We start from the raw sequence: 25,871 nt of genomic DNA, 5'->3' as shown, positions 1-25,871 counted from the left end.
GGGCGTCGTGGACGGCCGCGGAAGGGCGGGCCGGCCGGCGTGCTCAGCCCCCGATCTCGGCCAGTCGGGTCGCCGCCGCACGCAGCACCTCAGCCACCTCGGGCACGCGTGCCGGTGGCATCCGCTGCTCGGCCGCCGAGGCGGTGAGGGACACCTGGGGGATGCCTCCCGTCCGCGCCGGGACGCCACAGGCGACTCCGGCCACCCCGGGCACGACCGGCACACCGCCGCACCACCCCTGCTCGTCCATCTGACGCAGCAGGGTGTCCAGCAGGTCGTGCAGGGCCCCGTCATCCGTCAGGTTCCAGCGGCGGGGAGGCCGGGCGACGACCGCGTCCACTTCCGCTCGCCGGCGCTCGGGCGGCAGGGAGGCCAGGAGCGCGATGCCGGCGTACCCGGCGGCAAGCCGTTTGACCTCGCCGACCTCCACGGTGAAGACGCGCACGGGGGAGTCGCCGTCGCATCGCAGGAGGTAGGCCACTCCGCCCGCAGCCCGTGCCGCCAGGTAGACCGTGTCCCCCAGCTCGTCCGCGGCGGCCTGGACCACGGCCCGGCTGGCCTCGCGTTCGATCAGGCACCGCGGCGTCACCGGTTCGAACCCGACCGGGCCCCACCGATCACCGAGCGCATAGGCGGCCCCGCGCCGGGTCACGGCACCCTGCTCCGCCAGGTCGGCCAGCAGTCGATGGGCGGTGGGCTGGGGCAGACCCGTCCGCTGGACGAGCTGGCTCAGCCGCAGGCCGGCGGGTCCGGCCTCGTGCAGCAGGCGCATCACGAGGGCGGCACGGGGCAGGACGCCGGTGGGTGGGGTCATAGGGGTCACCGGTCGATCGTGCCGCAGCTCCGGCGTCGGAGCCAGTTCCATCTGATGGACTAAATGATTGCCGCTCTACTTGCATTCCGAGAAATGAACGCGCCATGCTGGGAAATGTAGGGCGGGTCACATCGCGGGTGTCGTCCCCATAGTCCACATATCGGTTTCCAGGAGGAGCCTCATGCCACTGACCGCATCGACCGTCACGCGCACCGTCAGCGTGGACGGTGCCTCCGTCACCTGCCACGACTCGGTGACACCCGGGGAGCTCGACCGGCCTCTCGTGCTGGTCCACGGCACGGGCGGGACGACCGCCTCGCACTTCGGCCACCTGTTCCCGATGATGGCCACGCGGACGCGCGTCATCGCCGTGGACTGGGCGCCGACGGCCGACCCCGCCGCAGACCTGACCGTCGACCTGCTGGTCGGCCAGGTGCGGGCTGTCGTCGACGAGCTCCTCGGCCCCGACGCCGCGTTCGACCTGCTGGGCTACTCACTCGGCGCCGTCGTGGCCGGGCAGCTGGCCGCCGACCTCGGTCGCCGTGTGGAGAACCTCGTGCTCGTGGCCGGCTGGGCGACGACGGATGTCCACCAGCGCCTGCGCAACGAGGTCTGGCGGCACCTGTACGCCACGAGCCCTGATGCCCTGGCCCGTTACACGGCCTTCTGCGGCCTGTCCCCGCTGGCCCTGCGCTCCCTGACCCCGGCCATGCTCGACGGGGCGCTCGCCTCCCTGACCGCGGACGAGTTCACCGCCCGGCAGATGGACCTGAACGCCCGCGTGGACGTCGCCGACCGTCTCTCCGCCGTCACCGCGCGGACACTGATCGTCTCCTGTGCCGAGGACATCATGGTCCCGCCCCATCACCAGTACGAGCTGCTCGGCATCATCGACGACGCGCGGCTGACGACCATGACGAGCGGCCACGCCTTCTTCCTCGAGCGCCCGGCCGAACTCATGCAGATCGTCGACCTGTACCTGCGCGAGCCCGACCGCCACCCGGCCGGCGCGATCATCCCCGAGACCCACGCCTGAGAGAGGGGCCAGCCATGACCACCGCCATGACCACCACCACCGACGTGCGCCCCGCACCGCGCGACGAGTCCGCCGAGATCCTCATCATCGGCTCCGGATTCGCCGGCCTCGGCATGGGCGCCCAGCTGCGGCGTCACGGCCGCGAGGACTTCCTCATCCTGGACCGCGCCCAGCAGGTCGGCGGGACCTGGAGGGACAACACCTACCCGGGTGCCGCGTGCGACGTCCCGAGCCACCTCTACAGCTTCTCCTTCGCGCCGAACCCGCAGTGGTCGGGCTTCTACACACCGGGTCCGGAGATCCAGGACTACCTCGTGCGCTTCTCCGAGGACGAGGGCCTCACCCCGCACCTGCGTCTCGGGGCGGACATGCTCGAAGCGCACTGGGACCCCGAGACGGAGCGGTGGACGGTGCGGACGCCGCGCGGGACCTACACGGGACGCTGGCTCATCATGGGCACCGGGCACCTCGCCGACCCCCGCCTGCCGGACGTCCCGGGTCTCGACGCCTTCGAGGGCGAGGTCATCCATTCCGCCCGCTGGGACCACACGGTGGACCTGAAGGGCAAGCGTGTCGCCGTCGTCGGCACCGGCGCCTCCGCGATCCAGGTCATCCCCGAGCTGGCGGCGACGGCGGCCGAGCTCGTCGTCTTCCAGCGCACCCCCGCGTGGGTCACCCCGCGCGTGGTCAAGCCGTACTCCGCGGCCGTGCGCCGCATGTTCGAGCGCGCCCCGCACACCATGCAGCGCGAGCGCGACGACATCTTCTGGTTCGCCGAGTCGAACTATGCCCAGCGCCGCGGTGTGCCGGCCGCACTGGACCAGGTCCGGGCCCAGGCCCTCGGGCACCTGGCCGCCGCGGTCTCTGACCCCGAGCTCCGCGAGCGCCTCACGCCGCGGTACCTGCCGGGCTGCAAGCGTGTGCTCGTCTCCAACGACTACTACCCGGCCATGGCCCGGGACAACGTCACCCTGGAGGACAGCGCGCTGGACCGCGTCGAGGGGAGCCGGCTGTTCGGCGTGAGCGGTCACGGGTACGAGGTCGACGTCGTCGTCCTCTGCACCGGCTTCGAGGCGGCCCAGCCGCCGTTCGCCGAGCGCGTCCACGACGGTGAGGGCCGTTCCCTGGCCGATCACTGGAGCAGCGGCATGGCGGCGTTCGACTCCACGGCCGTGGCGGGATTCCCGAATCTGTTCGCCATCAACGGGCCGAACACCTCGCTGGGGCACAACTCGATCGTCTACATCATCGAGTCGCAGATCGCGTACATCTTGGAGGCCCTGGACCGGGTGGAGCACGAGGGAATTAGGACGATGGTCCCCGAGACACTCGCCCAGGAGGAGTACGTGGACCGTCTCCAGGAGCGGGCCGCCACCTCGGTGTGGCTCGTGGACGGCGGCTGCCACTCCTGGTACGTCGACCCCCGCTCGGGCAAGTTGACGCTGATCTGGCCCGACTACGCCTACGACTTCCGCGCCCGCAACGGCCACTTCACCGGGGAGGGCTTCCTCTCCTCGGCGAGTGGGGAGCCCGAGCCCATGCCGGTGCGCGAGCCCGAGCGATCGGTCGCGCTGATCTGAGCCGGCCCGCCCCGGGGCAGGGGGTCGGGTGGGGCCGTCAGTAGACTGACCCCACCCGACCGTCGTCCTTCTGGAGGAGTCTGCGCATGCGCGTCCACATCGCCACCGACCACGCCGGCATGGAGCTGTCCGCCCACCTGGTGGAGCACCTCACCACCGCTGGCTACGAGATGGTGGACCACGGACCCACCGAGTACGACGCGCAGGACGACTACCCGGGCTTCTGCATCAACGCCGCCCGCGCCGTCGTCGCCGACCGCGAGCAGGGACTGGACTCGCTCGGCATCGTGCTGGGCGGCTCCGGCAACGGCGAGCAGATCGCCGCCAACAAGGTGGCCGGCGTCCGAGCCGCCCTGGCCTGGAACCTGGACACGGCGCGGCTGGCCCGCGCGCACAACGACGCGAACGTCGTGGCCGTCGGCGGTCGACAGCACTCGCTCGAGGAGGCCACCGAGCTCATCGAGGCGTTCCTGGCCGAACCGTTCTCCCAGGACGAGCGCCACGTGCGCCGCATCGGGAAGATCGCGCACTACGAGACCACCGGAGAGGTGCTGATGTGAGTGCCTGAGGGCCACTCCGTCCACCGTCTCGCGCGCCAGTTCACCGACGTCTTCGGCGGCCGCCGGATCCGCGCCACGAGTCCGCAGGGCCGCTTCGCCGAGGGGGCCGCCCTGCTCGACGGCCAGGTCCTGAAGCGCGCCCGGGCCCACGGCAAGCACTTCTTCGCCGACGTCTCCGGCGGCCACGTGCTCCACGTCCACCTGGGCATGTACGGGGCGTGGACCTTCGGCGGGGATCAGGACTTCGCGGCCGCGTCCTCGATCGGCGCACCCCGCCGGATCGGCGAGCGGGAGGTCCACGACGACGGCGCCCCGGCCGCCGAGCCCGCTCGCGACGCCGACGGCTGGGTCCAGCCCCCGCCGCCGGCCGCCACGGTCCGGCTGCGACTGCGCGCCGAGCACGGCTGGGCCGACCTGATCGGCGCGAGCCGGTGCCGCGCGCTCACTCCGGCCGAGGCTGCCGACGTCGTCGCCGGCCTGGGCCCGGATCCGCTGAGCGACGACGATCCCGCGCCGTTCTACGACCTCGCCCGGCGGACACGGCGGCCGATCGGCGTCGTGCTGATGGACCAGGCGGCCGTCAGCGGGATCGGCAACATCTTCCGGGCCGAGGCGCTGTTCCGGGTCGGCATCGACCCGTGGCGGCCGGCCCGGGACGTCTCCGCGTCGGAGCTGGAGTCCCTCTGGGCGGACAACGCCGCGCTCATGCGGGAGGGCGTGCGGCTCGGGCGGATCGTCACCACCCGGCCCGAGCACCGGCCGGGGATCCCTGCCGAAGCGGCCTGGCCCGAGCACGCGAGCTACGTGTACCAGCGGCAGGGCCTGGCGTGCCTCGTGTGCGGGCGCGAGACGATCGTGGTGGAGGAGATGGCGGCCCGGAAGCTCTACCGGTGCCTCACCTGTCAGAGCTGAGGGGCCTGTAGCAGGCCCGACCGGGCACAGCGGTCAAGGCACCGGCGCGGACGACGACGCACCCGAGAAAGCCATGAGCCGGGCCATCGTGTGCACACGATGACCCGGCTCATGAGGTCCGGAGGGGATGACGGGAATCGAACCCGCGTAGCCAGTTTGGAAGACTGGGGCTCTACCATTGAGCTACATCCCCGCGGGGCCGCGCTCGGCGCGGACCAGCGGCTGACACCGTATCACGGCGGGCCCGCGTCGGCCGTGGGGGAAGAGGCATGATGCACGGCTCCCGTCCCGCCCTCCGCAGGGCCGCGTCCGCCCTCGCCGGCCGTCGTCCCCTGTCCCTGCGCGGCGCCACCGTCCTCGTGACGGGCGGCGCGTCCGGCATCGGTCGACTGATCGCCCTGGGGGCCGCCCGCCGCGGCGCGGGCCGCGTCGTCGTCTGGGACCTCGACCTGCAGGGGGCTGAGGCCGTCGCCGCCGAGATCCGGTCTCAGGGCGCGGACGCCCAGGCCGAGCGCGTGGACGTGACGGACGCGGCCGCCGTCGAGGCCGCCGCCGCCCGCGCCGGAGAGGTGGACGTCGCCGTGAACAACGCGGGCGTCGTGACGGGCGTGCGCCTCGAGGACGCCACGGAGGAGGGCATCCGCCGCACCTTCGAGGTGAACGCACTCGCGCCGTACTGGCTGACCCGGGCGGTCCTGCCCGGAATGCGGGCCCGGGACCGCGGGGCCGTGGTCACGGTGGCCTCGGCCGCGGGGTTGGTCGGCGTCGCGCGCCAGACGGACTATTCCGCCACCAAGCACGCCGCGGTCGGCTTCGCCGAGTCCCTCGCCGCGGAGCTGCGCAAGGACGGCAGCCGCGTCACCTCCCTCGCCGTCTGCCCCTTCTACATCGACACCGGGATGTTCGCGGGCGTGCGCAGCCGGGTGCCCTGGCTGCTGCCCGTGCTGGATCCGCGCCACGTGGCGCAGGAGGTGCTGGACGCCGTCGAGGCCGGCCGCACCCGCCTGCTGCTGCCGCGCGCCGTCGGTCTGATCGCGCCCCTGCGCGCCCTGCCGGCGCCCGTCTTCGACCGCGCGATGGACGTCCTCGGGGTCAACGCCACGATGGACGGCTTCACGGGCCGGCGGTCGCGGCTTTTCGCGGGGCGCGAGACGGCGCGCTAGGATTCCACAGTCTGCCCTCGGGCAGTCCCTCGGGTGTCCGGCGAGCCTCCACCGCGTGAGCCCGCCGGCGTCGGGGACGACGGCGGGGTGTAGCTCAGCTTGGTAGAGCGCGCGCTTTGGGAGCGTGAGGCCGCAGGTTCAAATCCTGTCACCCCGACTCGACGTCAAGACCATCCACCACCACCAACAGGAGTCATCCGTGGTCAAGTCCACCGCAGAGAACCTCAGCCCGACCCGCGTCAAGCTGACCGTCGAGGTGCCGTTCGAGGAGGTGAAGCCCGCCCTGGACAAGGCGTTCAAGGACATCGCCAACCAGGTGCAGATCCCGGGCTTCCGCAAGGGCAAGATCCCGGCGCGCCTGATCGAGCAGCGCTTCGGCCGCGAGATCGTCGTGGACCAGGCCGTCAACGAGGGCCTGAACACCTGGTTCTCCGCCGCCATCGCCGAGGCCGAGGTCACGCCGATCTCCCGCCCCGAGGTCGACGTGACCGCCACCCCGGACGCGGAGAACGCCGAGGGCCCGGTGGCCTTCACCGCCGAGTTCGACGTGCGCCCGACCATCGAGCTGCCCGACTACAAGGGCCTCAAGGTGACGGTGGAGCCCGCCCAGGCCACCGAGGAGGACGAGCAGAAGGCCCTCGACGCCCTGCGCTCGCGCTTCGGCTCCCTCAAGGATGTGGACCGCCCGGCCGCCCAGGACGACTTCGTCACGATGAACCTGACCGCCACGGTCGACGGCGAGCAGGTCGACCAGGCCGAGGGCCTGTCCTACCAGGTGGGCGCCGGCACCATGCTCGAGGGCATCGACGAGGCCCTCGACGGCCTGTCCGCCGGCGAGGACGCCACCTTCGAGACCACGCTCAACGGCGGCGAGCACGACGGCGAGACCGCCGTGGTCAAGCTGGAGCTGACGGCCGTCAAGGAGCGCGAGCTGCCCGAGGCCGACGACGAGTTCGCCCAGCTGGCCTCCGAGTTCGACACCATCGCCGAGCTCAAGGAGGACCTGAAGAAGCAGGCCGCCGAGGAGGCCGTGAACCGCCAGGGCGTCGAGGCCCGCGACAAGGTCCTCGAGGAGCTGGCCAAGCTCGTCGAGGTCCCGGTGCCGGACGGCGTCATCGCCGAGCAGGTCGAGCAGCACTTCTCCGCCGGCGGCCACACCGCGGGCGACGACCACGACACCGCCGAGCACCGTGCCGAGCTCGAGCAGAACACCCGCGAGGCGTTCGCCAACGAGGTCATCCTGGACGAGGTCGCCGAGGCCGAGGAGGTCACGGTCGACCAGGGTGAGCTGATCGAGTACATCATCGCCACCTCCTCCGAGTACGGCATGGACCCGAACCAGTTCGCCATGATGCTCGACCAGGGCGGGCAGATCCCGATGATCATGGGCGAGGTCCGCCGCCGCAAGGCCCTGGCCAAGGTCCTCGAGTACGCCGAGGTCACCGACACCGACGGCAAGGCCGTGGACCTGACGGCGTTCGTGACCCCGGGCGGCCAGGAGGCCCTCGACGCTGAGGCCGAGGGCGCCGAGGCCGAGGGCGCCGACGAGGCGGAGGAGAAGCCCGCCGAGAAGGCCCCGGCCAAGAAGAAGTCGACGGCCAAGAAGGCCCCGGCCGAGCAGGCCGACGACGCCGAGGCGGCCGAGCAGGCCTGATCCCGGCCGGTGGGGACGCACCCCCGCCGAGCCACGACGACGGCGCCCCCGCCCACGCCGGTGGGGGCGCCGTCGTCGTCCCGGGGCCCCGGTGGGCGGCCCCGGGCGGGGTCCGCGACAACCTGCGCCAACAGCGAAACGCCGACGGCGTCCCGCGCGCTGGCCCGGACGCCCGGCTAGTGTCGGACTCGATCAGGGACCCGTCCGTCCGCGCGAGCGGCCGCCGTTCGGGAGGCCCGTGCACATCTCGACAGGAAGGCGGAAGTGATGACCGACATCACCCCCAGCATGCGTTCGGTGGACCCGGCGCAGCGCGAGGATTTCCTCTACACCCAGCTGCTGAAGTCGCGCATCGTCTGGCTGGGCGAGGACGTCCGTGACGACAACGCCAACGCGATCTGCTCCCAGCTGCTCCTGCTCTCGGCCGAGGACCCGGAGAAGGACATCTACCTGTACATCAACTCCCCGGGCGGCTCCGTCACCGCGGGCATGGCGATCTACGACACGATGCAGTACATCCCCAACGACGTCGTGACGGTGGCCACCGGCCTCGCCGCGTCCATGGGCCAGTTCCTGCTCGCCTCCGGCACCAAGGGCAAGCGCTACGCCACCCCCCACGCCCGCGTGCTGATGCACCAGCCCTCCGGCGGCATCGGCGGCACCGAGTCGGACATCCGCATCCAGGCCCAGCTGATCCTGCACATGAAGCAGGTGATGGCGGAGCTGACCGCCGAGCAGACCGGCCAGTCCGTGGAGACCATCCTCGAGGACAACGCGCGTGACAAGTGGTTCACCGCGCAGGAGGCCCTCGAGTACGGCTTCATCGACCACATCGCCGACCGTGCCGCGTCCGTGACCGGCGGCGGCGGCGTCCGGGGCTGAGCCCGGCCCGGACCGTCCCGACCCTCTCCAGGAGACCAAGAATGACCCAGTTCCCCGCCGGGCTCCCCACCGGGATGCCCTCCCTGCCCACGCCGGACGCGCGCTACATCCTCCCGCAGTTCGAGGAGCGCACCCCCTACGGCTTCAAGCGTCAGGACCCCTACGCCAAGCTCTTCGAGGACCGCATCGTCTTCCTCGGCGCGCAGGTGGACGACGCGTCGGCCGACGACGTGATGGCCCAGCTGCTCGTGCTCGAGGCGATGGACTCCGAACGTGACATCACCCTGTACATCAACTCGCCGGGCGGCTCGTTCACGGCCATGACGGCGATCTACGACACCATGCAGTTCATCCGCCCCGAGGTGCAGACCGTGTGCCTGGGCCAGGCCGCCTCCGCCGCGGCCGTGCTGCTGGCCGCGGGCGCCCCCGGCAAGCGTCTGGCGCTGCCCAACGCGCGCGTGCTGATCCACCAGCCGGCGATGCAGGGCGACCGCGGCACCGCCACGGACCTGCAGATCCACGCCCAGGAGATCAACCGGATGCGCGTGTGGATGGAGGAGACGCTGGCCTCCCTCACCAACCGCACGCCCGAGGAGGTCTCGCAGGACATCGACCGGGACAAGTTCCTCTCGGCCGAGCAGGCCCTCGAGTACGGCCTCGTGGACGAGGTCCTCGCCTCCCGCAAGATCACCCGCCCGTCTGCCTGACCGACGACGCCCGCCGAGGGGTCCGGCCGCGCGGCCGGGCCCCTCGGCGCCGACCGGGGACCCGGTCCCTTAACGTGTCCGTCCACGGCCGTATGCTGGACGGAATCTGACAGCGACGACGCCCGCGCGGGGCGGACGTCTCCGCCCGGCCTTCGAGGAGTACCACCATGGCGCGTATCGGAGAGAGCGCTGACCTGCTGAAATGCTCGTTCTGCGGGAAGAGCCAGAAGCAGGTGCGCAAGCTCATCGCCGGCCCGGGTGTCTACATCTGCGACGAGTGCATCGAGCTGTGCAACGAGATCATCGAGGAGGAGCTCGGCGAGGCGGCGGAGGCGGACGAGACCGTCCTGCCCACCCCGCAGGAGATCTTCGACCACCTCGAGAGCTTCGTGATCGGTCAGGAGGCGGCCAAGCGTTCCCTCGCCGTCGCCGTGTACAACCACTACAAGCGCGTGCGTGGGCCGCAGGCGCGGGGCGGTGACCTGGCCGACCGCCTCACCGAGCGGGACGACCTCGCGGACGTCGAGGTCGGCAAGTCGAACATCCTCATGGTCGGCCCCACCGGCTCCGGCAAGACGTATCTCGCGCAGACCCTCGCCCGGCGGCTCAACGTCCCGTTCGCGGTCGCGGACGCCACCAGCCTCACCGAGGCCGGCTATGTGGGCGAGGACGTGGAGAACATCCTCCTCAAGCTCATCCAGGCCGCGGACTACGACGTGAAGAAGGCCGAGCAGGGCATCATCTACATCGACGAGATCGACAAGATCTCGCGGAAGTCCGAGAACCCCTCCATCACCCGGGACGTCTCCGGCGAGGGGGTGCAGCAGGCCCTGCTGAAGATCCTCGAGGGCACGGTGGCGTCGGTGCCGCCGCAGGGCGGGCGCAAGCACCCCCACCAGGAGTTCCTGCAGATCGACACGTCCAACGTGCTGTTCATCGTGGCGGGCGCGTTCGCGGGCCTGGACGAGATCATCGGTTCCCGTGCCGGACGCAAGGGCATCGGGTTCGGCGCGCCCCTGAACCACCTGGGCGCGGGGGACGTCACCTACGCGGACGTGCGGCCGGAGGACCTGCTGAAGTTCGGCCTCATCCCCGAGTTCATCGGCCGCCTGCCCGTGATCACCACTGTCGAGGACCTCACGCACGAACAGCTCGTGCGGGTGCTGACCGAACCGAGGAACGCCCTGCTCAAGCAGTACCAGAAGATGTTCCTCATGGACGGCGTGGAGCTCGAGTTCGAGCAGGACGCCCTGGACGCCGTCGTCGCCCAGGCCGAGGCCCGCGGCACCGGCGCCCGCGGCCTGCGCTCCATCATGGAGAACGTCCTCAAGCCCGTGATGTTCGAGCTGCCCTCCCGTTCGGATGTGGGCACGGTCGTCATCTCCGGGGACGTGGTGCGCGGCGAGGCCGAGCCCACGCTCATCCCGGCCGAGGTGGAACGACGTCGACGCGGCCGGAGCGCCTGACCGCCGTCGCCCAGCAGGACCGACCGGAGCCGAGACGGCTCCCTGACCGCAAGGAGCACAGCATGACCGACACCACGCAGCAGCCCACCGTCGACTTCTACTTCGACGCCACGTGCCCGTTCGCCTGGATCACCTCCCGGTGGATCCTGGAGGTCCAGAAGGTGCGCGACGTGCGGGTGGTCTTCAAGATCATGTCGCTCGCCGTCCTGAACGAGGGCCGCGACCTGGACCCCGACTACCTGGCCCGCCTCGAGAAGGCCTGGCTGCCGGCCCGCGCCGCCGTGCAGGTGCGCGAGCGGCACGGTGCCGAGGCGCTCGGCCCGTGGTACACCGCGGTCGGCACCCGCATCCACGAGCAGGGCCGCACGGACTACGAGGCCGTGGTGGCCGAGGCCCTCGAGGAGCTGGGCCACGACGCGGACATCCTGGACGCCGCCCGCACCGACGTGGCCGACGAGCAGCTGCGCGCCAGCCAGAAGGAGGCGGAGGACCTCGTGGGCAACGACGTCGGCACGCCCGTCGTGGCGTTCAACGGCACGGCCTTCTTCGGTCCCGTGATGACCCGCATCCCGCGCGGCGAGGAGGCGGGCCGCATCTTCGACGGCGCCGTCGCCCTGGCCGACTTCCCGTACTTCTACGAGATCAAGCGGGCCCGCACCACGGATCCGCAGTTCGACTGAGCCCCCGGCTCGCACGAGACCGGCCCCACACCTTCAGCGCGAAGGTGTGGGGCCGGCGTCGTCGGGGTGCGGGGCGGCGGGGGTCAGCCGCGCGCCACTCTGCCGGCCGCGCGGATCAGGGGGACCTGCAGGGGCAGCCGCCCGAGGGAGACCAGTTGCGCCGGCCAGGGCCGGCGTCGCCACCGCCAGGCCATCCACGCATTGCCGGGCCACACGCCGAGGAAGAGCGCCTGCGCGGCGCGTCCGCCCGCGCGCCGGGTGCGCGGGACGGCCAGCAGACCCGCCACGGCCAGCTCGGCCACGCCGGAGCCGTGGGTCCACGCGCGGGCCGAGCCGGGCAGGAACGGCGGGATCAGCCCGTCGAAGGGCTCAGGTCGGACGAAGTGGAGCACGCCCATGGCGGCGAGGGCGGCGGACATCCGCCGGGCGGAGGAGTCGCAGGCGCGGCGGCCGGCCGGGGCGGGATCGGGTGTCGGTCTCATCCTCTCAGTGTCCACCCCTGCCGCGGTGACCGCACTGCGACATGCGGCAGGAGCACGACCGGGAGGTGCACCACGACACCCCCGGGAGGGCCGCCTCCCGACGAACTCCGATCCGGCGGCGGACTGTCCGACGTGCGCTGTGCCCTACCGGATCCCGGCCACGAACATCCCACGCTGACGGGCAGACTCGGGTTCGCAGCACGGGCGCGACGACGGCCCCGCCGCCCGTGATGGGCGACGGGGCCGTCGTCGTGCCGCGTGCGCTCCCGAGACACCTTCCGGGAACGCGCGGCGCGGATCAGTCGTCCTCGACCGGTGCGAGCTGCACGTCGGAGACGGTCAGCGGCGCGGACTCGCCGGCCTCGCCCTGCGTGAGGGACAGGTCCGCGATGTTGCCGGCCGCCTTGAGGTCCGCCAGGCCGCCGCGCAGCTTCTCGAGCCACTCGGCCGGTCCGGTCACCACGGCGGAGCGCACCTCGGTCCGCTGCTTCACCTTGGCCTCGGACTTCGCCTTGCGGACGCCGCCCAGGACCTGCGCCACGGTGGGCAGGACCTCGGCGTCGCCGGCGGAGGCGGCGTAGGACAGGGCCGCCGCCTCGTCCGCGGCGCCCGGCCAGGCGGCGGTGTGCACGGATCCGGCGCGCCACCAGCTCCACACCTCCTCGGTGGCGAACGGCTGGAACGGGGCCAGCAGACGCAGCAGGGCGTCCAGGGTGGTGGCCAGCGTGGTCACCACCGAGGCCTGCTCGGCCTCGCCGTGGCCACCGTAGGCACGGTCCTTCACGAGCTCCACGTAGTCGTCCGTGAAGGCCCAGAAGAACTGCTCGGTCACGTTGAGGGCACGCGCGTAGTCGTAGGCCTCGAACGCGCGGGTCGCCTGCTCCATGGTGGCCGCGAGGCGCGCCAGCAGGGAGGCGTCCAGCGGGTTGGTGATGGCCGCGGCGTCGTCGGCCGTGCGGATGACGGCGTCCTGCGTGGCGCCCAGGTTCAGAACGAACTTGGCGGCGTTGAGCAGCTTGATGGCCAGTCGGCGGCCGATCTTCATCTGCGCCACCTCGTAGGCGGTGTCCGCGCCGAGGCGGGCCGAGGCGGCCCAGTAGCGGACGGCGTCCGAGCCGAACTGGTCCAGGATGTCGGTCGGGACCACCACGTTGCCCTTGGACTTGGACATCTTCTTGCGGTCCGGGTCGAGGATCCAGCCGGAGAGCGCGGTGTCCGTCCACGGCACGGAGCCGTTGAGGGCGTGGGCGCGCACTACGGTGGAGAACAGCCAGGTGCGGATGATGTCGTGGCCCTGCGGGCGCAGATCGAACGGGAAGACGTTGTTGAAGAACGCCTCGTCACGGGACCAGCGGCCCACGATCTGCGGGGTCAGCGAGGAGGTGGCCCAGGTGTCCAGGACGTCCGGGTCGCCGGTGAAGCCGCCGGGGACGTCGCGCTGGTCCTCGGAGTAGCCCGGGGCGGCCTCGGCGGCCGGGTCCACGGGGAGCTGCTCGTCGGCCGGGAGGATCGGGTTCTCATAGTCGGGCTCACCCTCCGCGTCCAGCGGGTACCAGACCGGGATCGGCACCCCGAAGAAGCGCTGGCGGGAGACGAGCCAGTCACCGTTGAGGCCCTCGACCCAGTTCTCATAGCGGTGGCGCATGTGCTCCGGGTGCCAGGAGAGCTCGCGGCCGCGCTCGATCAGCTCCGCGCGGCGGTCGGCGTCGCGGCCGCCGTTGCGGATGTACCACTGGCGGGAGGTGACGACCTCGAGCGGCTTGTCGCCCTTCTCGTAGAAGTTCACGGCGTGCATGATCTTCTTCGGCTCTCCGTCCAGCAGGCCGGCCGCGGTGAGGGCGTCCACCACACCCTGCTTGGCGGAGAAGACGGTCTTGCCGGCCACGGTGTCCGCATAGGCCTGTCGGCCGGCGTCCGTGGTGATCCACTCGGGGGTGTCGGCGGCGAAGCGGCCGTCACGGCCGATCAGGGTGCGGGTCGGCAGCTGCAGCTCGCGCCACCAGGTGACGTCGTTGAGATCGCCGAAGGTGCAGACCATGGCGATGCCGGAGCCCTTGTCCGGCTTGGCCAGCGGGTGCGGGAAGACCTCGACCTCCACGCCGTACAGCGGGGAGGTGACGGTCGTGCCGAACAGGTGCTGGTAGCGCTCGTCGTCCGGGTGGGCGACCAGGCCGGAGCAGGAGGCCAGCAGCTCGGGGCGGGTGGTCTCGATGAAGACCTGCTCGCCGTCCGCAGCGGTGAAGGCGTAGCGGTGGTAGGCGCCGGGGACCTCGCGGTCCTCGAGCTCGGCCTGGGCCACGGCGGTGCGGAAGGTCACGTCCCACATGGTGGGGGCCTCGGCCAGATAGGCGTCGCCCGAGGCGATGCCGGCCAGGAAGGCGCGCTGGGAGACGGCGCGGGAGACGTCGTCGATGGTCCGGTAGGTCATGTCCCAGTCGACGGACAGGCCGAGACGGGTGAAGAGGTCCTCGAAGACCTTCTCGTCCTCGACGGCGAGCTCCTCGCAGAGCTCGATGAAGTTCTTGCGGGAGATCACGTCCCAGTCGCGCTGGTTCTTCGCCGGCTTCTCCGGCGGGCGGTAGCCCTCCACGTACGGCTTGGCGGGGTCGCAGCGGACGCCGTAGTAGTTCTGCACGCGGCGCTCGGTGGGCAGGCCGTTGTCGTCCCAGCCCATCGGGTAGAACACGTTCTTGCCGTTCATGCGCTGGTAGCGGGCGAGCACGTCGGTCTGCGTGTAGGAGAAGACGTGGCCCACGTGCAGCGAGCCGGAGGCGGTCGGCGGGGGAGTGTCGATCGAGTAGACCTGCTCGCGGGTGGTCTGCGTGTCGAACGCGTAGGTGCGCTCGTCGGCCCAGCGGGCGGTCAGCTTCTCCTCGAGGCCCTCGAGGGCCGGCTTGTCCGGCACGGCCACGGCGCCGGCGGCGGGGGTGGACGGGGTCGATGCGTCGATGGGCGTGTCTGTGCCCTGCGTGTTCTCAGCCATGCCCGCCATCCTCCCATGACCGGGGCGGCGGGCCGGGCCTGCGACGACGCCCGGGACGTCCCGCCCTTTCAGTCGCTCGACCTGGCGGAGGTGATCCGGGCGGTGCTCCGAACGGCGCGGCTCGGCTACGGTCGGAGGCGTGAGCCACACCCATGAACCTGCGAAGAACCCCGCCCGCGCCGCCGTCGTGACGGGGGCCACGAGCGGCATCGGCCGCGCCACGGCCCTCGAGCTCGCCCGCCGCGGCTGGCGCGTGTACGCGGTCGGCCGCCGGGCCGAGCGCCTCGAGACCCTCGCTGCCGACGCCCGGGCCGAGGGCGTGAGCGGCGACGTCGTCCCCGCCGCCCTGGACGTCACGGACGAGGCCGCCGTCGCCGCGCTGGCCTCGCGCGTCGAGGCCGACGGCGGCGCCGACACCCTCGTCAACATCGCCGGCGGCGCGCTCGGCACGGACGCGGTGGGCGACGGCGACCGCGCCGACTGGGAGTGGATGTACCGCGTCAACGTGCTCGGCACCCTCACGATGTGCCAGGCGTTCCTGCCCATGCTCCGCGCCCACGGCGAGGGCACCGTGCTCAACCTGACCTCGACCGCCGCCGTCACCGCCTACGAGGGCGGCGCCGGCTACAACGCCGCGAAGATGGGCCAGCACGGGCTCACCGGCGCGCTGCGCCTGGAGGAGGCCGAGCACAACGTGCGGGTGATCGAGGTGCTGCCGGGCATGGTCCACACCGAGGAGTTCTCCCGCAACCGCCTGGGCGGCGACCAGTCCGCCGCGGACGCCGTGTATGCGGGCGTGGAGAAGCCGCTCACCGCCGAGGACGTCGCCGAGGTGTGCGTCCACGCCGTCGAGCTGCCCCACCACGTGAACCTGGATCAGATCGTGATGCGGCCGGTCGCCCAGGCCGCCCAGCACAAGGTGATCCGCCGGTGAGCGGCGGGCCGCAGAACGTGTGGGCCGACGCGGTGGGCTCGGCATGAGCGCGCCCGTGCTGCACGTGATCGCCTGCGCCCACGGCACGCACGACGCGGCCGGCCGCGACGTGATCGACGGCCTCCGTGCCGACCTGGCGGCCCTCCTGGCCGCCGAGGGGCCGGGCGCCCAGGTCCACGAGGCCTACGTGGACGTGCAGAGCCCCTCCCTCGACGAGGTCGTGGCGGCCCTGCCCCCGGGGGAGCCGGCCGTGATCGTGCCGCTGCTGCTGTCCCTGGGCCATCACGTCCACCACGACATCCACCACGCCGCAGCCGCCCGACCCGGCACGATCGCCGCCGCACCGCTGGCCGGGGCCGGGGACGACGTCGAGCCGCGCCTGGTGACCGTTCTGGCCGAGCGGGTGGCCCGGGCGGTGCCGGCCGGTGAGGCCGCGACATCGGACGTCATCCTGGCGGCGGCCGGCACCCGCGCCGCGGACGGCCAGGCCCAGGTGCACGCCCTGGCCGGGGCCCTGGCCCGGGCCACGGGACTGCCCGTGACCGCGGCGTTCGGGGCGGCGGCGACCCCCCGTGTGCCCGACGCCGTCGCCCGGGTGCACGCCGCCGGCCGTCGCGCCGTGGTGGCCGCCCACCTGCTGGCCCCCGGGTACTTCCACGACCGGCTCGGCGAGGCCGGCGCGGACGCGGTCACCGACCCCCTGCTGCCGCATCCGCTGGTGGCGCGGATCGCCCTGGACCGGCTGCGGTCCGCCCTCGTAGAGGCCCCGAGGGGAGCCGCCGGAGGCCGCTGAGCCGTCCGTCACACGACCGGGGCCGGACCGGGTCCCCGCCGCGGCCCGGCCCCGGGAACGTGACGAACCGCGTCGACGATCTTGGGGCCGGCATGCCGGGTTCCTAGCGTGGCGGCCATGACCCAGGTGAACGAGACGTCGAGGCCGGCGCGCACTCCGCGCCGTCCCTCCGCCAAGCCGCACGGCCAGTGGAAGGTGGACGGGACCGCCCCCCTGAACCACAACGAGGAGTTCAAGCAGCAGGACGACGGCCTGAACGTCCGCGAGCGCATCGAGCAGGTCTACGCCCACGAGGGCTTCGACTCGATCCCCTCGGACGACCTGCACGGCCGCTTCCGCTGGTGGGGCCTGTACACCCAGCGTCGGCAGGGGATCGACGGCGGCAAGACCGCCACCCTGGAGCCCCACGAACTCGAGGACCGCTACTTCATGCTGCGCGTGCGCATCGACGGCGGCGACCTCACCACCGAGCAGCTGCGCGTGATCGGCGGGATCTCCACCGACTTCGGCCGTGACACCGCGGACATCACCGACCGGCAGAACGTCCAGCTGCACTGGATCCGCGTCGAGGACGTCCCCGAGATCTGGCGGCGCCTGGAGTCCGTGGGCCTGTCCACCACCGAGGCCTGCGGCGACGTGCCGCGCGTGATCCTCGGCTCACCGGTGGCCGGGATCGCCGCGGACGAGATCATCGACCCCACGCCCGTGATCCGGGAGATCGCGGACCGCTGGATCGGCGACCTCGAGATCTCCAACCTGCCCCGCAAGTTCAAGACCGCCATCACCGGACACCCCTCCCAGGACGTGGTCCACGAGATCAACGACGTCTCCCTGATCGGCGTGGTGCACCCCGAGCTGGGCCCCGGTTACGACCTGTGGGTCGGCGGCGGCCTGTCCACGAAGGCCCGCCTGGCCGACCGGATCGGTGCCTTCGTCTCGGCCGAGCGCGCCCCCGAGGTGTGGCACGCCGTCGTGAGCATCTTCCGTGACTACGGCTACCGGCGCCTGCGCAACAAGGCCCGCATGAAGTACCTGCTCGAGGACTGGGGGCCGGAGAGGTTCCGCACCGTGCTGGAGGAGGAGTACCTCGGCTACGCCCTGCCCGACGGACCCGCCCCGGCCCCGCCCACCCGTCCCGGCGACCACGTGGGGGTCCACGAGCAGAAGGACGGCCGCTTCTACATCGGCGCCGCTCCCGTCGTCGGCCGCTCCAGCGGCACCACCCTCACCGCCCTCGCGGACCTGCTCGAGGCCCACGGCTCCACGCGGCTGCGCACCACCCCCCACCAGAAGATCGTGGTGCTGGACGTGGAGCGGGACCGGGTGGACGCCGTCGTGGCCGGCTTGAAGGAGCTGGGACTGGACCCGGAGCCGTCCGTATTCCGCCGCTCCACCATCGCCTGCACGGGCCTGGAGTTCTGCAAGCTCGCCATCGTGGACACGAAGGACACCGCCACCGCCGCGATCGCCCAGCTCGAGGAGCGCCTGGCCGACCTCGCCGACCGCCTCCCCGAGCGGCTGAGCCTGCATGTGAACGGCTGCCCCAACTCCTGCGCCCGCATCCAGACCGCGGACATCGGCCTGAAGGGCCAGCTGCTCCCGGACGACGACGGCGGCCAGACGCCCGGCTTCCAGGTTCACCTGGGCGGCGGGCTGGCCTCCGTGGACCGCGCCGAGGCCGGCCTCGGACGCAGCGTCCGCGGCTTGAAGGTCCGCGCGGACGGGCTGGTCGACTACGTCGAGCGCGTCGTCCGCCGGTACGACGAGCAGCGTGAGCCGGGCGAGACCTTCGCCCGGTGGGCGCACCGAGTCGACGAGGAGGCCCTCCGATGAGCACCGTTCCCCCCACCCGTCCGACCGAGGACCTCGAGCGCCTGCAGGCGCTCGCGGAGTCCGGCGCCGCCGAGCTCGGCTGGGACGCCCCCGCCGAGGCGGTGGTCGACTGGGCCGCCCGCCATGTGGACCTCCGCCGGGCGGCCGTGGCCTGCTCCATGGCCGACGCCGTCCTGCCGCACCTGGTGGCGCAGCGGATGCCCGGCGTGGACGTCCTCTTCCTGGACACCGGCTACCACTTCACCGAGACGCTCGCGACGCGCGACGAGGTGGCCCGCCGCCTCGCCGTCACCGTGGTGGACGTGCTCCCGGAGCTGACCGTGGCCGAGCAGGACGAGCGCCACGGCAAGGACCTGTTCGCCCGCGACCCGGGGCTGTGCTGCGCGATGCGCAAGGTCGAGCCCCTCAACCGGGCGCTGGCCGGATACGACCTGTGGTTCACCGGCGTCCGCCGGGACGAGGCGCCGACGCGCACGAACACCCCGCTGGTGGGCTGGGACGAGGCCCACGGCATGGTCAAGGTCAACCCCGTCGCCCCGTGGAGCTTCGACGACCTGGTCGGCTACGCCACGGACCACGACGTGCCCGTGAACCTGCTCCTGCAGAACGGCTACCCCTCGATCGGCTGCCGCCCCTGCACCCGCCCCGTCGCCCCCGGGGAGGACCCCCGTGCCGGGCGCTGGGCCGGGACCGCGAAGACCGAGTGCGGCATCCACGTCTGAGCGCCGCACCCGAGACAGACCAAGGAGACACGATGACCCTCACCCATGCCCCCGACCCGGGGACCGTGAGCCCCGCCGGGCCCGACGTCCAGGACGCCCTGGAGGCCGAGGCGATCCACATCATCCGCGAGGTGGTGGCCGAGTTCGAGCGCCCCGCCATGCTCTTCTCGGGCGGCAAGGACTCCGTGGTGATGCTCCACCTGGCCGCGAAGGCCTTCTGGCCGGGGAGGATCCCCTTCCCGGTGGTCCACGTGGACACCGGCCACAACTTCCCCGAGGTCCTCGAGTTCCGCGACCGCACGGTGGAGCGGCTCGGCCTGCGGCTCGTGGTGGGCTCCGTGCAGGAGTACATCGACCGCGGCGAGCTGCGTGAGCGCGCCGACGGCACCCGCAACACCCTGCAGACCACCCCCCTGCTGGACACGATCCGGACCAACCGGTTCGACGCCGTCTTCGGGGGAGGCCGCCGTGACGAGGACAAGGCGCGGGCCAAGGAGCGGATCATCAGCCTGCGGGACGCGTTCGGCCAGTGGGACCCGCGCAACCAGCGCCCCGAGCTGTGGAACCTCTACAACGGCCGTCACACCCCCGGCCAGCACGTCCGCGCGTTCCCCATCAGCAACTGGACCGAGCTGGACGTGTGGCGGTACATCGCCCGCGAGGGCATCGAGCTGCCCTCCATCTACTACGCGCACGAGCGGGAGGTCTTCCGCCGCGACGGCATGTGGCGCGCCGTGGGGGAGCACTCCCGCCCGGCCGAGGGCGAGGAGGTCACCACGCGGACGGTGCGCTACCGCACGGTGGGCGACATGTCCTGCACCGGCGCCGTCCTCTCGGAGGCCGCCACCGTCGAGGACGTCGTGCTCGAGGTCGCCGCCTCCACCCTGACCGAACGCGGGGCCACCCGCGCCGACGACCGCATCTCCGAGGCGGCCATGGAAGATCGCAAGAAGGACGGGTACTTCTGATGAGCACCGCACTGCTGGACCGGCACGCCCCCGCCGGGACCCTGTTCCGCCTGGCCACGGCCGGCTCGGTCGACGACGGCAAGTCCACCCTCGTGGGCCGCCTCCTGCACGACTCCAAGGCCGTCCTGGCCGACCAGCTCGAGGCCGTGGCCCGCACCTCCGCCGAGCGCGGCTTCGGCGGTGCCGAGGGCGGGCTGGACCTGGCGCTGCTGACCGACGGCCTGCGCGCCGAGCGGGAGCAGGGGATCACGATCGACGTCGCGTACCGGTACTTCGCCACGGACCGGCGCACCTTCGTGCTGGCCGACTGCCCCGGGCACGTGCAGTACACCCGGAACACCGTCACGGGCGCCTCGACGGCCGATGCGGTCGTGCTGCTCGTGGACGCCCGCAAGGGCGTGGTGGAGCAGACCCGGCGCCACCTCAGCGTGGTGGCCCTGCTGCGGGTGCCGCACGTGATCGTCGCCGTCAACAAGATCGATCTCGTGGACTACGCCGAGGAGGTCTTCACCGCGATCGCCGAGGACGTCCGGCGCGTGGCCCGGGAGCTCGGCCTCTCCGACGCGGTGAGCGTCCCGGTGTCCGCCCTGCAGGGCGACAACGTGGTCACCCGCTCCGAGCGGACGGACTGGTACACCGGCCCCACGCTCATGGAGCTGCTCGAGTCCCTGCCCGGGGCGGACGCCGAGGACGACGCCGCCGCCTCCTTCCGCTTCCCGGTGCAGCTCGTGGTGCGCCCCCAGGGCGCCCTGGCCCCCGGCCTCGACCCCGAGGTGTTCCGCGACTACCGCGGCTACGCCGGGCAGGTGGTCGCGGGCACCGTCCGGCCCGGGGACGCCGTCGCCGTCCTCACCCCGGGGCAGCCGGCGCGCACCACCACCGTGGTGGGCGTGGACGCCGCCGGGGAATCCCTCGAGGAGGCCTCCTCCCCGCAGTCGGTGGTCCTGCGCCTGGCCGACGAGGTGGACGTGGCCCGCGGGGACACGATCGCCGCCGCGGACACCGCCCCGCGCCCCACCGCGGAGGTGGCCGCCGCGCTGTGCTGGCTCTCCGCCGCACCGCTGCGCGTCGGGCAGCAGGTCCTCGTCAAGCACGGCACCGCCGTCGTCCGGGCGCTCGTCCAGGAGGTGGCCGGTCGGCTCGACCTCGACACCCTGCGGCTCGACCCGGCCGAGACCCTCGGGCTCAACGACATCGGACAGGTGCGCCTGCACCTGGCCGCGCCGCTGCCCGTGGAGCCCTACGCCGTGCATCGGCGCACCGGGGCGTTCCTCGTGATCGACCCCCACGACGGGGCCACGCTCGCCGCCGGCATGGTGCGCGGCGGCGACGAGGCCTGATCCGGATGACGACGGCGCGACGGGAGCGGTCATGACGGTGGTGATGGAGGACGTGGGCAAGAGCTTCGGCGGGCCCACGCCCGTGCTGGAGGACGTCTCCGTGCGGATCGAGCCGGGCGAGTTCGTCTGCCTGCTCGGTGCGTCCGGGTGCGGCAAGTCCACCCTGCTGAACCTCGTCGCCCGGCTCGAGGCGCCCACCGCGGGCGTCGTCAAGACCCCCCGGGATGGGGCCGCGTTCATGTTCCAGGACGCCGCCCTCTTCCCGTGGCTCACCGCCCGCGGCAACATCGAGCTCGCCCTCCGCTTCGCCGGTGTGGCCGCGGGGGAGCGTCGGGAGCGTGCCGGGGAGCTGCTGCGCCTCGTCCACCTCGACGACGCCGCCGACCTGCGACCCCACCAGCTCTCCGGCGGCATGCGCCAGCGCGTCGCCCTGGCCCGGGCCCTCGCCCAGGACCGCCCCCTGCTGCTCATGGACGAGCCGTTCGCGGCCTTGGACGCGATCACCCGCGACCTGCTGCATGGGGAGCTCGAGCGCGTGTGGCGGCAGACCGGTCGGACGGTCGTGTTCGTCACCCACAACGTGGCCGAGGCCGTCCGCCTCGGCCAGCGGGTGCTGCTGCTGTCCTCACGTCCGGGTCGCGTCGTCGCCGAATGGGACGTGCCCGCGGCCGCCCGCCACGACGCGCCCGCCGCGGCCGCCCTCACGGCCGCCATCACCGCCCGACTCGGTCAGGAGATCCGTCGCCATGCGCACTGACACCCCCACCCTCGACGCCCCCGGCCGCGCGCCGGGGGCCGCCACCGACGACGAGCTGCGCGAGCTCGACAGCGGCCTCGACGCGCTCCAGGCCGTCGACTCGACCCGTCGGACGGGTCTGGCCGGGTGGGACTGGAGCCGGGTCCTGCTCCCGGTGGCCGCCGTCGTCCTGCTCGTGGCGATCTGGCAGGCCTTCGCGTGGCTGGCCGGTGCGCGCGGTGAGCCGATCACCGGTCCCGGCGACGTCGTCGGGGCCTTCGGGACGCTGTGGGCCCAGGGCCTCGTCCAGCAGGCAGTGGCGACGTCGGTGGGCCGCGCCGTCGTCGGCTTCGCACTCGCCGTGGTCGTCGGCGTCGGGCTGGGCCTGGTGCTCGGACAGGTCAGCGTCCTGCGGCGGGCGTTCGGCCCGCTGCTCACGGCCCTGATGGTGCTGCCGAACGTGGCCTGGGTGCCGCTCGCGGTGCTGTGGTTCGGCCTCAGCGACGCCACCGCGTACTTCGTGATGCTCACCGGCGCCGTCCCCGCCGTGGTCGCCGGCCTCACCACCGGCACGGACCAGGTGCCGCCGCAGCTGCGTCGCGCGGCCCGGGTGCTGGGCGCCTCGCGTCTCGAGACCGCCCTGCTGGTGGTCCTCCCGGCCGCCCTGCCCGCCTTCGTCTCCGGCCTGCGCCAGGGCTGGGCCTTCGCGTGGCGAGGCCTCATGGCCGCCGAGATCATCGCCGTCGGCGGGCCCATGGGCGTGGGACTCGGGACCCTGCTCCACGAGGGACGTGCCGCGTCCGACCTCGCCGTCGTCCTCTGCGCCGTCCTGACCATCCTGGCCGTCGGCGTCCTCGTCGAACTGGCCGTATTCGGCCCCGTCGAGCGGCGCATGCTGCGCCGCCGGGGGCTGCTGGAAGGGAGCACGCGATGACCGCGTCCGATCTGTACCCCACCTCCCTGCGTCTGCTCGGCCGGCCCGTCCTGATGGTGGGCGGCGGGCGCGTGGCCGGCCGCCGCATGGGCGCCCTCCTCGACGCCGGCGCGCTCGTCACCGTGGTGGCCCCGGAGCCGGGGGAGGAGGTGGAGCGGCTCGCGGCGGCCGGCCTGATCACCCTGCACCGCCGCCCCTACCGCCCGTCCGACCTCGACGGGGTCTGGTTCGCCCAGACCGCCACCGGCGACCGGGCCGTGGACGGGGCCGTGGCCTCCGACGCCGAGGCCCGCCGCGTCTGGTGCGTCGACGCCTCCGATGCCGAGTCCTCCGCCGCCTGGACGCCCGCCGTCGTCCGGGCCGGGGACGTGACCGTGGCCGTCAACGCCGGGGGAGACCCTCGCCGCGCCCGCGCCCTGAAGGATGCGATCACCCTCGCCCTGTCGACGGGGCGGCTGCCGCTGCGCCGGCGGCGCGCGTCCGCCGAGCCCGGCCGCGTGGCCCTCGTCGGCGGCGGCCCCGGCGACTCCGGGCTCATCACCGTGCGCGGCCGACAGCTGCTCGCGGAGGCCGACGTGGTGGTCGCCGACCGGCTGGGCCCGCGCGCCCTCCTGGCCGAGCTGGACCCGGCGGTGCCCGTGATCGAGGTCGGCAAGGCCCCCGGGAACCACCTGGCCACGCAGGACGAGATCAACGCCGTCCTGGTCCGGGAGGCCCGGGCCGGCCGCCTCGTCGTCCGGCTCAAGGGCGGCGACCCGTACGTGCTCGGCCGCGGCGGCGAGGAGGCAGCGCACTGCCGCGCCCATGGCGTCGACGTCGAGGTGGTCCCCGGTGTCACGAGCGCCGTCTCGGTGCCCGCCGCCGCGGGGATCCCGGTCACCCATCGCGGCGTCGCCACCGGCTTCACGCTGGTGACCGGCCACGAAGAGCTGGCCGAAGTGCCCACCCGGGCCGACCACACGCTCGTCCTGCTGATGGGCGTGCGCCGGCTCGCGGACACCGCGCGCCGACTGACGGAGCGCGGCCTCGACGGCGCGACGCCCGTGGCGATCATCGAGCGCGGCTGGATGCCGGACCAGCGGGTCACCGTGGGCACGGTGGAGACCATCGCCGCGCAGGCGGCCGCCGTCGGTGTGGAGAACCCCGCCGTGATCGTCGTGGGCGACGTCGTGCGCCTGAGCCCCTACGCCACCGGCGCGCCTGCAGCCGGTGTCCCTGCCCCGATCTTGACCCTGAACCCGACCTCCGAAGGAGCACGAGCATGACCCTGACCCCCTCGAGGCCTGACCGCCCGTTGCGCATCGCCATCATCGGTGCCGGACCCGCCGGGGTGTACACGGCGGACATCCTGACCAAGGAGGAACGGGACTTCCGTGTCAGCATCGACCTGTTCGACCGGTACCCGGCCCCGTTCGGCCTGATCCGCTACGGGGTGGCCCCGGACCATCCGCGCATCAAGGGCATCGTCACCGCGCTGCACAAGGTCATGGACCGCGGGGACATCCGTTTCCTGGGGAATGTGGACTACGGCACGGACCTGAGCCTGGCGGATCTGCGTCGGCATTACGACGCGATCGTGTTCTCCACCGGTGCGGTGCGGGACGCTGCCCTGGACGTGCCGGGGGTGGAGTTGGCCGGCTCGTTCGGTGGCGCGGACTTCGCGTCCTGGTATGACGGGCACCCGGATGTGCCGCGGCATTGGCCGTTGGAGGCCACGCAGGTGGCGGTGATCGGCAACGGGAACGTGGCCCTGGATGTGGCCCGGATCCTGTCCAAGCATGCCGAGGACCTGTTGCCCACCGAGATCCCGGACAACGTGTACCGGGATCTGGCCGCTTCCCCGGTCACGGATGTGCACGTGTTCGGCCGGCGTGGGCCGGCGCAGGTGAAGTTCACCCCGTTGGAGCTGCGGGAGCTGGCGCATTCCCGGGATGTGGACATCGTGTTGTACGAGGAGGACTTCGACTTCGATGAGGCCTCGGAGAAGGCGATCGAGGAGAACAACCAGGTCCGCACCATGGTGGGCACGTTGACGAACTGGCTCATGGAGCAGGAGGACCGTCAGCAGAGCGCCTCGCGTCGGCTGCACCTGCATTTCCTCCAGGCCCCGGAGGAGTTCCTGGACGAGGACGGCGACGGCCGGGTGGACGGCCTGCGGATGCGCCGGATGGAGTTGGACGGTTCCGGTGGGGTCCGTCCGACGGGGGAGACCGTGGACTACCCGGTGCAGGCGGTGTACCGGGCGGTGGGGTATTTCGGTTCGCCCGTGGAGGGGGTGGAGTTCGATGAGGTGCGCGGTGTGATCCCGAACGCGCAGGGCCGCGTGCTCGACGCGGACGGCGCCCCCGTCCCCGGCCTGTATGCCTCCGGCTGGATCAAGCGCGGCCCCGTGGGGTTGATCGGGCACACCAAGGGTGACTCCCTGGAGACGATCAAGCATCTGATCGAGGACGAGCCGGGGCTGTGGACGGCCCAGGAGCCCTCCGAGGAGTCGGTGATCGAGCTGCTCGAGTCCCGTGAGGTGCCGTACACGACGTGGGCCGGTTGGCATGCTCTGGATGACCATGAGAAGTCCCTGGGTGCGCGGGCCACGGAGGCCGGTCCGGTGGCGCGGGAGCGGGTGAAGGTCGTGGACCGGGAGGAGATGACCCGCATCTCCCGCGACGGGGCCTCCGTCCCGACCGTCTGATCC

General features: G+C 72.6%; 23 protein-coding genes and 2 tRNA genes. 21 read left to right on the top strand and 4 right to left on the bottom strand.

All coding sequences use genetic code 11. From position 1 onward, the window contains the following. Positions 1–43: 43 nt before the first annotated feature. On the bottom strand, positions 44–814 hold the full coding sequence (locus G6R13_RS04470) for a helix-turn-helix domain-containing protein (protein ID WP_168196734.1): 771 nt from the start codon (positions 812–814) through the stop codon (positions 44–46). A gap of 181 nt (positions 815–995) precedes the next feature. On the opposite strand from G6R13_RS04470, the gene G6R13_RS04465 reads away from it, so the two are divergent. The 4 genes from G6R13_RS04465 (at position 996) to G6R13_RS04450 (ending at position 4,902) form a co-directional block, all read left to right on the top strand. Beyond that, positions 996–1,850, top strand: coding sequence for an alpha/beta hydrolase (locus tag G6R13_RS04465; protein ID WP_049146105.1), 855 nt, complete (start codon positions 996–998; stop codon positions 1,848–1,850). Between the two features lie 14 nt (positions 1,851–1,864). After that, positions 1,865–3,430, top strand: coding sequence for an NAD(P)/FAD-dependent oxidoreductase (locus G6R13_RS04460; RefSeq protein WP_049146108.1), 1,566 nt, complete (start codon positions 1,865–1,867; stop codon positions 3,428–3,430). An 86-nt stretch (positions 3,431–3,516) separates the two neighbouring features. After that, complete coding sequence (locus G6R13_RS04455) at positions 3,517–3,990, top strand: ribose-5-phosphate isomerase (protein WP_060974239.1); 474 nt, start codon at positions 3,517–3,519, stop codon at positions 3,988–3,990. After that, positions 3,991–4,902 (top strand): DNA-formamidopyrimidine glycosylase family protein, encoded by a 912-nt coding sequence (locus tag G6R13_RS04450; protein WP_063190232.1) that lies wholly within the window; start codon positions 3,991–3,993, stop codon positions 4,900–4,902. Between the two features lie 122 nt (positions 4,903–5,024). On the opposite strand, the gene G6R13_RS04445 is transcribed toward G6R13_RS04450, so the two are convergent. Beyond that, positions 5,025–5,095, bottom strand: a tRNA-Gly gene (locus tag G6R13_RS04445). 76 nt (positions 5,096–5,171) lie between these two features. Between G6R13_RS04445 and G6R13_RS04440 the strand changes: the two genes are divergently transcribed. From G6R13_RS04440 to G6R13_RS04410, 7 genes are all read left to right on the top strand, one after another. Beyond that, complete coding sequence (locus G6R13_RS04440) at positions 5,172–6,065, top strand: SDR family oxidoreductase (protein ID WP_036316872.1); 894 nt, start codon at positions 5,172–5,174, stop codon at positions 6,063–6,065. A gap of 83 nt (positions 6,066–6,148) precedes the next feature. Continuing rightward, positions 6,149–6,222, top strand: a tRNA-Pro gene (locus G6R13_RS04435). Between the two features lie 42 nt (positions 6,223–6,264). Further along, the gene (gene tig / locus G6R13_RS04430; RefSeq protein ID WP_036316981.1) at positions 6,265–7,719 is read left to right on the top strand and encodes a trigger factor; all 1,455 of its coding nucleotides are present in this window, start codon (positions 6,265–6,267) and stop codon (positions 7,717–7,719) included. Between the two features lie 264 nt (positions 7,720–7,983). After that, entirely contained in the window at positions 7,984–8,601 is a 618-nt protein-coding gene (locus G6R13_RS04425; RefSeq protein ID WP_036316875.1) for an ATP-dependent Clp protease proteolytic subunit, read from the top strand. A gap of 41 nt (positions 8,602–8,642) precedes the next feature. Further along, on the top strand, positions 8,643–9,308 hold the full coding sequence (locus tag G6R13_RS04420) for an ATP-dependent Clp protease proteolytic subunit (RefSeq protein WP_041104792.1): 666 nt from the start codon (positions 8,643–8,645) through the stop codon (positions 9,306–9,308). 167 nt (positions 9,309–9,475) lie between these two features. Continuing rightward, the gene (gene clpX / locus G6R13_RS04415) at positions 9,476–10,774 is read left to right on the top strand and encodes an ATP-dependent Clp protease ATP-binding subunit ClpX (protein ID WP_036316877.1); all 1,299 of its coding nucleotides are present in this window, start codon (positions 9,476–9,478) and stop codon (positions 10,772–10,774) included. Positions 10,775–10,836: 62 nt separating this feature from the next. Continuing rightward, a complete protein-coding gene (locus G6R13_RS04410) occupies positions 10,837–11,454 on the top strand; it encodes a DsbA family protein (protein ID WP_036316880.1) in 618 nt (205 codons plus the stop codon). 83 nt (positions 11,455–11,537) lie between these two features. Here the strand turns inward: G6R13_RS04410 and G6R13_RS04405 are convergent, their stop codons facing one another. Continuing rightward, positions 11,538–11,873, bottom strand: coding sequence for a hypothetical protein (locus G6R13_RS04405; protein ID WP_123243907.1), 336 nt, complete (start codon positions 11,871–11,873; stop codon positions 11,538–11,540). A gap of 361 nt (positions 11,874–12,234) precedes the next feature. Continuing rightward, entirely contained in the window at positions 12,235–14,919 is a 2,685-nt protein-coding gene (gene valS, locus G6R13_RS04400) for a valine--tRNA ligase (RefSeq protein ID WP_100058645.1), read from the bottom strand. 139 nt (positions 14,920–15,058) lie between these two features. Here valS and G6R13_RS04395 point away from each other — a divergent pair, with 139 nt between their 5' ends. The 10 genes from G6R13_RS04395 (at position 15,059) to G6R13_RS04350 (ending at position 25,868) form a co-directional block, all read left to right on the top strand. After that, positions 15,059–15,853 (top strand): SDR family oxidoreductase, encoded by a 795-nt coding sequence (locus G6R13_RS04395; protein WP_036316887.1) that lies wholly within the window; start codon positions 15,059–15,061, stop codon positions 15,851–15,853. Between the two features lie 43 nt (positions 15,854–15,896). Further along, a complete protein-coding gene (locus tag G6R13_RS04390; protein WP_036316890.1) occupies positions 15,897–16,646 on the top strand; it encodes a CbiX/SirB N-terminal domain-containing protein in 750 nt (249 codons plus the stop codon). A 117-nt stretch (positions 16,647–16,763) separates the two neighbouring features. Next, entirely contained in the window at positions 16,764–18,479 is a 1,716-nt protein-coding gene (locus G6R13_RS04385) for a nitrite/sulfite reductase (protein WP_036316987.1), read from the top strand. Then, the gene (locus tag G6R13_RS04380) at positions 18,476–19,201 is read left to right on the top strand and encodes a phosphoadenylyl-sulfate reductase (protein WP_036316893.1); all 726 of its coding nucleotides are present in this window, start codon (positions 18,476–18,478) and stop codon (positions 19,199–19,201) included. Before G6R13_RS04385 ends, G6R13_RS04380 begins: the two co-directional genes overlap by 4 nt. A gap of 32 nt (positions 19,202–19,233) precedes the next feature. After that, complete coding sequence (gene cysD / locus G6R13_RS04375) at positions 19,234–20,169, top strand: sulfate adenylyltransferase subunit CysD (protein ID WP_002855962.1); 936 nt, start codon at positions 19,234–19,236, stop codon at positions 20,167–20,169. Continuing rightward, positions 20,169–21,509 carry a GTP-binding protein gene (locus tag G6R13_RS04370; protein ID WP_036316896.1) on the top strand — a complete coding sequence of 447 codons (1,341 nt, stop codon included), beginning with the start codon at positions 20,169–20,171 and terminating at the stop codon, positions 21,507–21,509. Before cysD ends, G6R13_RS04370 begins: the two co-directional genes overlap by 1 nt. 31 nt (positions 21,510–21,540) lie before the next feature. Next, positions 21,541–22,266, top strand: a complete 726-nt coding sequence (locus G6R13_RS04365; protein ID WP_123244140.1) for an ABC transporter ATP-binding protein — start codon at positions 21,541–21,543, stop codon at positions 22,264–22,266. Then, positions 22,256–23,179, top strand: a complete 924-nt coding sequence (locus G6R13_RS04360; RefSeq protein WP_041104780.1) for an ABC transporter permease subunit — start codon at positions 22,256–22,258, stop codon at positions 23,177–23,179. The genes G6R13_RS04365 and G6R13_RS04360 overlap by 11 nt, the downstream gene beginning before the upstream one ends. Beyond that, complete coding sequence (gene cobA / locus G6R13_RS04355) at positions 23,176–24,444, top strand: uroporphyrinogen-III C-methyltransferase (RefSeq protein WP_113914188.1); 1,269 nt, start codon at positions 23,176–23,178, stop codon at positions 24,442–24,444. The genes G6R13_RS04360 and cobA overlap by 4 nt, the downstream gene beginning before the upstream one ends. Then, a complete protein-coding gene (locus G6R13_RS04350; RefSeq protein WP_163721107.1) occupies positions 24,441–25,868 on the top strand; it encodes an FAD-dependent oxidoreductase in 1,428 nt (475 codons plus the stop codon). The genes cobA and G6R13_RS04350 overlap by 4 nt, the downstream gene beginning before the upstream one ends. Positions 25,869–25,871 lie beyond the last annotated feature (3 nt).

The sequence above is a fragment of the Micrococcus sp. Alg238-R198 genome (genome assembly GCF_900537135.1).
Taxonomy (GTDB): Bacteria; Actinomycetota; Actinomycetes; order Actinomycetales; family Micrococcaceae; genus Micrococcus; species Micrococcus luteus.
Note: the sequence above shows the minus strand (reverse complement) of the source record. Positions and strands in the feature narration are given on the sequence as shown.

Bases quoted from the DNA above. Each gene is read 5' to 3' on its own strand.
- G6R13_RS04385 (WP_036316987.1), top strand. From the start codon at position 16,764: ATGACCCAGGTGAACGAGACGTCGAGGCCGGCGCGCACTCCGCGCCGT.
- G6R13_RS04365 (WP_123244140.1), top strand. From the start codon at position 21,541: ATGACGGTGGTGATGGAGGACGTGGGCAAGAGCTTCGGCGGGCCCACG.
- G6R13_RS04350 (WP_163721107.1), top strand. From the start codon at position 24,441: ATGACCCTGACCCCCTCGAGGCCTGACCGCCCGTTGCGCATCGCCATC.
- clpX (WP_036316877.1), top strand. From the start codon at position 9,476: ATGGCGCGTATCGGAGAGAGCGCTGACCTGCTGAAATGCTCGTTCTGC.
- G6R13_RS04420 (WP_041104792.1), top strand. From the start codon at position 8,643: ATGACCCAGTTCCCCGCCGGGCTCCCCACCGGGATGCCCTCCCTGCCC.
- G6R13_RS04405 (WP_123243907.1), bottom strand. From the start codon at position 11,873: ATGTCCGCCGCCCTCGCCGCCATGGGCGTGCTCCACTTCGTCCGACCT.
- G6R13_RS04410 (WP_036316880.1), top strand. From the start codon at position 10,837: ATGACCGACACCACGCAGCAGCCCACCGTCGACTTCTACTTCGACGCC.
- valS (WP_100058645.1), bottom strand. From the start codon at position 14,919: ATGGCTGAGAACACGCAGGGCACAGACACGCCCATCGACGCATCGACC.
- G6R13_RS04460 (WP_049146108.1), top strand. From the start codon at position 1,865: ATGACCACCGCCATGACCACCACCACCGACGTGCGCCCCGCACCGCGC.
- G6R13_RS04380 (WP_036316893.1), top strand. From the start codon at position 18,476: ATGAGCACCGTTCCCCCCACCCGTCCGACCGAGGACCTCGAGCGCCTG.
- G6R13_RS04360 (WP_041104780.1), top strand. From the start codon at position 22,256: ATGCGCACTGACACCCCCACCCTCGACGCCCCCGGCCGCGCGCCGGGG.
- G6R13_RS04465 (WP_049146105.1), top strand. From the start codon at position 996: ATGCCACTGACCGCATCGACCGTCACGCGCACCGTCAGCGTGGACGGT.
- G6R13_RS04440 (WP_036316872.1), top strand. From the start codon at position 5,172: ATGATGCACGGCTCCCGTCCCGCCCTCCGCAGGGCCGCGTCCGCCCTC.
- cobA (WP_113914188.1), top strand. From the start codon at position 23,176: ATGACCGCGTCCGATCTGTACCCCACCTCCCTGCGTCTGCTCGGCCGG.
- G6R13_RS04455 (WP_060974239.1), top strand. From the start codon at position 3,517: ATGCGCGTCCACATCGCCACCGACCACGCCGGCATGGAGCTGTCCGCC.
- G6R13_RS04470 (WP_168196734.1), bottom strand. From the start codon at position 814: ATGACCCCACCCACCGGCGTCCTGCCCCGTGCCGCCCTCGTGATGCGC.
- cysD (WP_002855962.1), top strand. From the start codon at position 19,234: ATGACCCTCACCCATGCCCCCGACCCGGGGACCGTGAGCCCCGCCGGG.
- G6R13_RS04370 (WP_036316896.1), top strand. From the start codon at position 20,169: ATGAGCACCGCACTGCTGGACCGGCACGCCCCCGCCGGGACCCTGTTC.
- G6R13_RS04390 (WP_036316890.1), top strand. From the start codon at position 15,897: ATGAGCGCGCCCGTGCTGCACGTGATCGCCTGCGCCCACGGCACGCAC.